The organism is Armatimonadota bacterium, assembly GCA_031432545.1.
Lineage (GTDB): Bacteria > Sysuimicrobiota > Sysuimicrobiia > Sysuimicrobiales > Sysuimicrobiaceae > Caldifonticola > Caldifonticola tengchongensis.
On sequence record JAVKGX010000006.1, the window covers coordinates 84,080 to 92,568 of the forward strand.

General features: G+C 68.6%; 6 protein-coding genes. 1 reads left to right on the plus strand and 5 read right to left on the minus strand.

The genetic code is table 11. The features are described 5' to 3' along the window. Positions 1-40: 40 nt before the first annotated feature. Positions 41-1,183: a VWA domain-containing protein gene (locus QN163_07620; protein MDR5683877.1), complete on the minus strand. Its 1,143-nt coding sequence runs from the start codon at positions 1,181-1,183 to the stop codon at positions 41-43. Beyond that, on the minus strand, positions 1,161-2,156 hold the full coding sequence (locus QN163_07625) for a MoxR family ATPase (protein MDR5683878.1): 996 nt from the start codon (positions 2,154-2,156) through the stop codon (positions 1,161-1,163). Before QN163_07625 ends, QN163_07620 begins: the two co-directional genes overlap by 23 nt. A 122-nt stretch (positions 2,157-2,278) precedes the next feature. Here QN163_07625 and QN163_07630 point away from each other — a divergent pair, with 122 nt between their 5' ends. Next, positions 2,279-3,181, plus strand: a complete 903-nt coding sequence (locus QN163_07630; GenBank protein MDR5683879.1) for a carbon-nitrogen hydrolase family protein — start codon at positions 2,279-2,281, stop codon at positions 3,179-3,181. Between the two features lie 78 nt (positions 3,182-3,259). On the opposite strand, the gene QN163_07635 is transcribed toward QN163_07630, so the two are convergent. The 3 genes from QN163_07635 to QN163_07645 form a co-directional block, all read right to left on the minus strand. Continuing rightward, a complete protein-coding gene (locus QN163_07635) occupies positions 3,260-5,329 on the minus strand; it encodes a TRAP transporter fused permease subunit (GenBank protein MDR5683880.1) in 2,070 nt (689 codons plus the stop codon). 91 nt (positions 5,330-5,420) lie between these two features. Beyond that, entirely contained in the window at positions 5,421-6,401 is a 981-nt protein-coding gene (locus tag QN163_07640; protein MDR5683881.1) for a TAXI family TRAP transporter solute-binding subunit, read from the minus strand. A 162-nt stretch (positions 6,402-6,563) separates the two neighbouring features. Continuing rightward, positions 6,564-8,288, minus strand: a complete 1,725-nt coding sequence (locus QN163_07645) for a M3 family oligoendopeptidase (GenBank protein MDR5683882.1) — start codon at positions 8,286-8,288, stop codon at positions 6,564-6,566. Positions 8,289-8,489: the final 201 nt, after the last annotated feature.

Below are 8,489 nucleotides of genomic sequence, written 5' to 3' on the forward strand. Positions count from 1 at the left end.
GACCTTCCTCCCATCGTGGCTTGACCGGCGCCGGACACCGCTACTGCCCTGCGCGCCTGGCCAGAGCCCGCTCCAGCTCGTGCAGGCTGTCGACGTTGTGCGCAGAAGCAAAGACATCCACGTACGGCAGTGCCGCCTGCATGCCCCGCGTGAGCGGCTGGTAGCCGGGACTGCCCAACAGCGGGTTGAGCCACACGACGCGAGCCGCCCGCTCCTGGATCTCACGCATCGCCCGCCGCAGCGCGTCCGTCTCGCCGGTGTCCCAGCCGTCGCTGACGATGATCACGACGGTGCGCCGGTCCAGCAGGTGCCCGTGTGCATCCAGAAACTGCCGCAGGCTGGCCCCGATCTTCGTGCCGCCCGACCAGTTCGGCACCGTCTGGCTGAGACGGTCGAGCGCGGCGCGCAACGACCGCGACCGCAGGGCCGACGTCACGCGCGTCAGCGAAGTACTGAAGACGAACGATTCGACGCGACCGATGGCCTCCTGCAGCGCGTAGACGAACTGGATCAAGAATCGGCTGTACACATCCATCGAGCCTGAGACGTCGCACAGCAGCACCACGCGCGTCTTCCGGATGCGGCGCCTGCGAAACGCCAGCTCCGGCAGCTCACCGCCCCAGCGCAGGTGCAGCCGCAGCGTCCTCCGCATGTCGATCGTGTGGCTGTGGCGTGCGCGACGGGCGCGCCGGCTCATCCGCGTGGCGATGCGGCGTGCGATGGTCACCACGAGCGCGGCGATCTCGTCGAGCTCGTGGGCCGCAAAGCTGGAGAAGTCCTTGCGGCTCAATACCTCCTGCGCGCTGTAGCCGGGCACTTCCTGTTCGCCTTCGCCCGTCTGTTGGGTCGCCCATCGCTGCACGGAAGCTGCGCCCTGGCCCTCGGACTCGCCCACACGCCCCTGGGAGGACTCACCGTCAGGTTGGGGTCGCTCCCAGCGCATCCCCTGCGCGGACCAGTACAGGGGGAAGAGCTCATCGAACGTCGTGAGGTCCTGGTGGCTGTGGGCGAGGGTCGTCCGCAGCGCCAGCCGGAACTGGGTGGGGTCGAGGATGTCCACGCGGGACAGCGCTTGCAGCGCGTCTGCGATCTCAGCCGGTCCGGACAGCACACCCCGGCCGCGCAGTCTCCGCGCGAACTCCACGACGTGCTGGGTCAGATCACCGAAATCGGGGCGATGCATCGCCGCCCCTCACCGTCTTCTCCACCCGCTCCAACGCGCGCTCCATCGGCTCGCCGTCGCGCTGGGCCTCCGCGATCGCGGCCAGCGCGGAATCCAGCCACGGGCCGCGCACCCGGGCCTGGTCCTCCTGATGTTTGCAGATGCAGCCGATCGTCTCCTCGACGCTGGCGCGGTCCAGGTTCTCGCGGTGCAACCGCATGAGCGCGGCGCTCCAGTCCAACGTCTCGGCGACACCCGGGACCTTCGACAGATCCAGGCGCCGCACCAGGCGCATGAACGCCGTGATCTGTTCGGCGAGTCTGCGCGAGATGCCGGGCACCTTCGTCCGCACGATCCGCAGTTCCTTTTGGAAGTCCGGGTAGTCGATCCACAGGTACAGACACCGGCGGCGCAGCGCGTCGCTCAGCTCCCGGGTCCGGTTGCTGGTCAGCACGACGTAGGGCACGTGCTGCGCGCGGATCGTGCCGATCTCGGGAATCGTGATCTGCCAGTCGCTGAGCACCTCCAGCAGGAATGCCTCGAACTCCTCGTCGACCCGGTCGACTTCGTCGATGAGCAACACCGGAGGCCTGTGGTGGGTGATCGCCTGGAGGAGCGGTCGGCGCAGGAGGAACGGCTCGGAGAAGATCGCGTGCTCCTTTTCCTCCAGCGTACGGTCGCCCTGCTCCTCCAGGCGGATGCGCAGCATCTGCTTCTGGTAGTTCCACTCGTACAGCGCCGTGTTGACGTCCAACCCCTCGTAACACTGGAGGCGGATCAGGTCGGTGCCCAGCGCCCGAGCCATCACCTTCGCGATCTCCGTCTTGCCCACGCCCGCCGCACCCTCGACGAGCAGCGGCTTGTGCAGTTCGATCGAGAGGAAGACGGCGGTGGCGATCTCCCGTCCGGCGATGTAGCCTTGATTCTCCAGCGCGGCGACGATCTGCTCGATGTCCCCGAGCGTGGGGCGCCGTGCCGGTTGCGTTTCGCTCATACCTTAGATAGTCGAGGGTCCGTCCTCATGGGTCAAGGGTCGAGGGAGCGGCGGTCCGTGGCCGCGGCGTGATCGGATGCCTCAACGCCGCGCTACAATGAGGGCATCGGGAGGTGGGCGGCATGAAGGAGTTCGTGGCAGCGGGTGTGCAGATCGCGGCGGTACCCAACGACGTGCGGGCCAACCTGGACAAGGCGGTGGACTGGCTCCACCGCGCGGTCCGCGAGACGGACGCCGAGCTGGTCGTCTTCCCCGAGACGATCACCACTGGCTTCGCCACGGGGCTTTCGGCCGAGGCGCTGTGGGACCTGGTCAGCGAGATCCCCGGGCCGATCAGCGAGCCGATCCAGCGGGCCGCCCGGGCACTGGGCGTCCACGTCGTCTGGCCTACCTACTCACGGGGACCCACCCGCGGGGTCGTGTACAACACCTCGGCGCTCATCGGTCCGGACGGCGAGATCCTTGGCCAGTACCACAAGACGCACCCATTCCCGGCGGAGAACGCCGAGCGCGGCGGCTGGTGCACGCCCGGTGCGCGCGCCGAGGTGGTCGAAACCGAGCTGGGGACCATCGGGATGATCATCTGCTACGACGGCGACTTCCCGGAGCTGTCGCGCGTGCTGGCCGTCAAGGGCGCCGAGATCATCACCCGCCCGTCCGCGTTGCTGCGGTCGTTCGACATCTGGCAGATGACGAACATGGCGCGCGCGTACGACAACCACGTGTACGTACTCGCGGTCAACGCCGTCGGCCCGGATGCCGAGGGGAACCTGTACTTCGGCCACTCGATGTTCGTCAACCCGATCGCCTGGAGGTTGTGCCAGGCCCGCGGGCAGGAGGAGATCGTGGCCGCCAGGCTTGACCCCGATCCGATGCGGTACGTGTCTTGGGGCACGCGCTCGGTGCAGTCCTTCGACCACCTCGAAGACCGCAACCTGCAGGTCTACGCGGAAGGCCTGCGCCCGGCCCGCAGCCGCTTCGAGCCCGGTAGACGCCTGCCGCGTCGCGAACGGGCCCCAGCCTAGCGGATCCGAACCCTCAGTTGCGCCGCTGCCGGCCGGCGCGGCCGAGGTCGCCGCGTTGCACTAGGCCGACACCCGGCGTCAGTCCGAAGCGACCTGCGCGGCGGGGACGGGGCGCAGCCGCTGCAACAGCACCACCGCGGCGAGCAGAGCGAAGCCAACCGTGTCGGTGACGATCCCCGGTCGGATCAGCGACAGCGCAGCCACCAGCAGCATCCCGCGCTCGACCCACGACGTCGGGCGGAACAGGTAGCCTACGACCGCCCCGGCCAGGCACATGGTCCCGACCGCGCCGGTGAGGAAGCTCCAGGCGATGTCGTACCAGTGACCCTGCATCAGCAGCGAGGGTCCGAAGACGAACATGTAGGGCACGATGAAGCCGGCGAGCGCGAACCTCACGCCCAGCCAGGCCGTCTCCCACATCGGTGCCCGCGCCAGGCTGGCCGCGGCGAAGCTGGCCAGCGCCACCGGCGGCGTCAGCGCCGACAGGCACGCGAAGTAGAACAGGAACAGGTGGGCCGCCAGTGGCGGGATGTTGAGCTGGATCAACGCCGGTGCCAGCGTGCTGGCCATGATCGCGTACGCGGCGGTCGTCGGCAGTCCCATGCCCAGGATCAGCGCCACCACCATCGCGGCGAGCAGCACCGGCAGGATCGCGCCCCCCGACAGCGACAGCAGCGCCAGCGACAGCTTCTCACCCAGACCCGTCAGCGACAGGATGCCGACGACCATACCGGCGCCTGCGGTGGTGGCCGCGATCTCGATCGACCGAACCGACCCGTCGTACATGGCGTCCAGGATGCGCCTCACCCCGGCCCGCGTCTGCGGCTGCACCAGGTACAAGGCCGCCACCGCCACCCCGAATACGGCGAGGCTCCACAGCACCGACAACCCCAACCGCGTGGCCGCCACGTATGCGGCGATGGCGGCGACCAGCCACGGGTGCCCCAGATTCCCCTCGCGGCTCAGCCACGACGCCAGCACCGTGGCCCCTAGCGCCCACAGCGCCGCCCGAAACGGCGAGTAGTCGAACACCATGATCAGCGTCAGCATCAGCGCGAGCGGGACGATCAGATACCCGTGGCGGAACAGGACGTCGCGCAGGACCGGCAGGCGCTCGCGGGGCAGGCCGTGCAGGTCGCTGCGGGCGGCGTACAGGTCGATCATCCAGTAGGCGGCGACGAAGTACAGCAACGCGGGGATGATCGCTGCGACCGCGATGCGCGAATACGGCACGCCGATGATGTCGGCCATCAAAAACGCTGCAGCGCCCATGACCGGCGGCACGATCTGGCCGCCGGTGGAGTTCATCGCCTCGATCGCGCCGGCGACCGGGCCGCGGAACCCCGTGGACTTCATCAGCGGCACGTTGATGACCCCGTCCACCATCACGTTCGCGGCCGACGATCCCGACGCGGTCCCGAACAGCGCGCTGGTCAGGATGGACACCTTGGCCGGGCCCCCGCGCCGGTGCCCGGCCAGGCTGAGCCCCACGTTGACGATGAACTGGCCGATGCCCGACACTTCCATGAACGCGCCGAACAGGATGAACAGGTACACGTAGCGGGCCGAGGCCGCGATCGGCGTGCCGTAGATCCCGTTGTCGCTGAACAAAAAGGACACCGTCGTCGCGAAGTCGAACCCGCGGTGGCGCAGCATCCCGGGCAGGTACGGCCCGACGAACGCGTACAGCACGAACAACGCGGCCAGAATCGGCATCGCCCAGCCGGTGGCCCGCCGCACCGTTTCCACCACGACGACGATCAGTGCCACACCGGCGATCACGTCGTAGCGGTTCGGCAGCACGCCCGCGCGGCCGGTGATCTCCATGAAATACAAAAGCTGGTAGGCGACGATCGCCACGCTGGCGGCGACGAGCGTCCAGTCCCACCACGTGGGGGCGGGACTGCCACGCTTGCGGGCTGGGATCAGCAGGAACGCGAGCACCGAAGCGAACATCAGGTGCGTCGCGTACATCTTCTGGGGATCGGTGGAGTAAAAGCCCAGGACGACGATGTGGAAGACCGCCATCGCGACGCCGACCCAGCGCACGAGCTGCAGCATCGTCCCGCTCAGCGGTCGCGTGCGGAACTCGGAGGTTTCGCCGAGTTGCTCGGCGGAGACTTCCAGACGGCCCTGTGGCTCTGCCATGCGCACCCGGTCACACGCGGCGGCCGATGCGGGTGGGGCGGGGACGCGCCCCGCCCCTACCGACGACCGGCTGCCCAAGGGTGGATCCTGCCTACCTCGGCGGCATCTGTGTGGGCCGCAGCTGAACCCTCCTCTCCTGGTAGAGCCGGATGGCGCCCGGGTGCAGCGGGAGGTTGATGTAGAAGATGTTCACGGGTGTGGTCTCAGCGCTCGTCGGGTGCACCGTCATCAGCGTTTCCTGATTCTCAAAGATCGTTTTGGTCAACTCGTAGACGAAGTCGTCCGGCATGTCGCGGTGCACGAACGCTGCATTCCACATCTGCACCGTCCGGATCACCTGATCCTGCCCGCGGTAGACGTTCGCCCGGATCGCCGCGGGCGACAGGTACGGGAACTCCTCGGTGATCCGGTTGATCTGGTCGGGCGTGAACCCGAAGAACCGCACCGGCCGCGTGATCGACAACTCCAGCCACGCCGGCACCGGCACCCCGATCACCCCGAAGTTCGCGTCCACCAGGCCGTCGCGCAGCGCGTTCGCCCCCTCGGCGAACGACAGGTTGACGATCCGGCGCGGGCGGATCCCGAACAGCTCGAACACCTTCGTGCCCACGAACTCCGCCGACCCGCCGCGCGGACCGAGGTCCACCGTCCGGCCACCGAGGTCGGCGACCGACCGGATCCCGCTGTCGGCGCGCGTCACCCAGTGCGCAAAGGACGTGTACATCGGCCACGTGAACCGGATCGTGTTGTGGGGCGTGCCGCGGGCCCACCCGATGCCCTGGTAGCCTTCGAACGCGGGGCCCATCGTCGTCATCCCCACCTCGATCTGCTTGGCGTGCACAAGCTGGATGTTCTGTACCGGACCGCCTGTGACCCGGTTGCTGGCGGCGATGCTCATCTTCTCCTGGATGATCTTCACGTACCCGCCGGCGACCACGTGGTACACGCCGCCGATAGACGCCGACCCGATGGTGACGCTCCTCGGCCAGTTCGGTCTCGGCTGCCCGAGGGCCGGCAGGGCCCCCAGCACCAGCACCAGAAACGCGATGGACAACCGGTACAGACTCCTCATCGATCCTCCCCCCTCGGTCGTGTCTGGATCTCCGTCCCCAACCCACGTCGGATCCCTGCACGATCGTCGCGCGGATCCGCCAGGTACACCCCGCCGTTGTTCGGTGGTTCGCGCAGCGAGTGCCGAACTCCTACGCACCCGCCCCGAGGGGGGCCGCCGGCGTCAGGACAGCTCCCGCAGTTCTTCCCCCAGGGCGGCCGCCAGCGGGGCCACGACGCCGGCATCCATGGCAAAGCGCAGCCCCGCCGCCGCGAACAGGTCGGGCAGCGGCCGCGATCCGCCGAGTGCGAGCGCGGCCCGGTAGCGCCGCACCGCCCCCGCGTAGTCGTCGCGCGACGCCAGCCACAGCTGCAGCGCCCCCAGCTGGGCGATCCCGTACTCGATGTAGTACAGGGGGTGCAGGAAGATGTGCAGCTGTGCGTGCCAGGCGTGGGCTTCGGCCTCCTCGTAGCCCGACCAGTCGATCCCCGGCCGGAACCGACGTGACAGCTCAAGCCACTTCGCACGGCGTTCGTCGCGGGTGTGCTCGGGGTGCGTGTAGATCCAGTGCTGGAACGCGTCGACGATCGCGATCCACGGCATCAACCGCACGACCCCCTCGAAGAAGTCCCGCCGGGCGCGCCGCGCGTCGTCGGGGTCAGGGTAGAAGACCTCCAGGTGGGGCAGGGCCAGCACCTCCATACCCATCGAGGCGACCTCGGCGAATTCCAGCGGCGCGTGCCGGTACTTCAGCAGGGGTTCTTCGCGCGCGGCGAGGGCGTGGAAGGCGTGCCCTCCCTCGTGGACAATCGTCCGGACGTCGCCGTCCCGGCCCACGGCGTTCATGAAGATGAACGGCCAGCGCCGCTCGTGCATCGTGGCCTGGTAGCCTCCCGGGGCCTTGCCCTTGCGGCTGTCCAGGTCGAGCAGGTCCCGTTCAACCATGAAGCGGAACTGCTCGCCGAGGGCGGGGGTCACCCGCGCAAAGACCCGCTCGCACTTCTCGACCAGCTCACCCGCGTGCTCGAACGGCCGCAGCGGGCTTCGACCGAGCGGATCGACGTCCAGGTCCCACGGACGGAGCGCGTCGAGCCCCAACCGAGCCCGGCGCTCCTCGTACAGCCGTTGCACGACCGGCACGACGTGCTCGGCCACGGCCGCGTGGAACCGCTCGCAGTCCTCCGGGGTGTAGTCCCACCGGCCCTTGGCGCGGAACCCGTAGTCGAGGTAGTTGGTGAAGCCGGCGTTGCGGGCGATCTGCTGGCGCAGCGAGAGGAGTTGCTCGTAGATGGCCTCGATCGCCTCGCGCTCCTGCAGGCGGCGGCCGACGATGCGTTCCCAGGCTTCCTGCCGCACCGATCGGTCCGGCTCTTCCAAAAACCGCGCCATCTGCTGGAGCGTGCGCTCCTCGCCGCGGTAGTGAACCGTCATGCCCCCGGTGATCTTCTGGTACTGCTGCTGGAGCTCGGCCTCCCGGACGTGCAGCGGGATGTTCTCTTCGCGGAAGAGCTCGACGTCGTTGGCCGTGTCGCGGTCGAAGACGAAGTAGCGGTCCTGCGGCAGCCCGTGGCGGTGTGGGGTCGCCAGGTACTTCTTCTTGAGCGCGAAGACCATCGGTTCCAGTCTGGGCCGGATCTCGCGGACGAAGTGCAGGTAGGCCTGCTCGCGCTGCGGATCGTCCGTCTGCTGGGTCATCGCCACGTACCGTCGGCTCCCTTCCTCGGCGACGGCGGACTGCAGTTCGCTCAGGTCTTCCAGCCACCGCTGCAGGGCCGCCGACGAGTCGATCTTCCGGTCCAGCAGTTCCCGGAACAGCGGCTCGATGTGCGCCCAGTCGCCCATGTTCGCGTCGGTGGGCACGAACCGGCGCGGGAAGGTCTTGCGCGGATCGACGGTCGCTACGCTCATGCCTGCCTCCCTACGGTCGAGAGAAAACTGAGCCGGGTCGCCCTCCCCCGCGCGGGCACCGCCCCCCTCCGTCGGGAGCGGGCTGGGTTGAGGGCCCGACATTACAAAACCCCGGGAGCACCCGGGGTCAAGGGAAGTCTAGCACAACCCGCCGGCCGGTTTCAGGAAGCTTCCACGCGGTTGCCGCCGGCGCGCTTGGCA

What these genes read in the sequence shown, in the direction of transcription:
- QN163_07620 (MDR5683877.1), bottom strand. Translation starts at nt 1,183, where the DNA reads ATGCATCGCCCCGATTTCGGTGATCTGACCCAGCACGTCGTGGAGTTC.
- QN163_07625 (MDR5683878.1), bottom strand. Translation starts at nt 2,156, where the DNA reads ATGAGCGAAACGCAACCGGCACGGCGCCCCACGCTCGGGGACATCGAG.
- QN163_07630 (MDR5683879.1), top strand. Translation starts at nt 2,279, where the DNA reads ATGAAGGAGTTCGTGGCAGCGGGTGTGCAGATCGCGGCGGTACCCAAC.
- QN163_07635 (MDR5683880.1), bottom strand. Translation starts at nt 5,329, where the DNA reads ATGGCAGAGCCACAGGGCCGTCTGGAAGTCTCCGCCGAGCAACTCGGC.
- QN163_07640 (MDR5683881.1), bottom strand. Translation starts at nt 6,401, where the DNA reads ATGAGGAGTCTGTACCGGTTGTCCATCGCGTTTCTGGTGCTGGTGCTG.
- QN163_07645 (MDR5683882.1), bottom strand. Translation starts at nt 8,288, where the DNA reads ATGAGCGTAGCGACCGTCGATCCGCGCAAGACCTTCCCGCGCCGGTTC.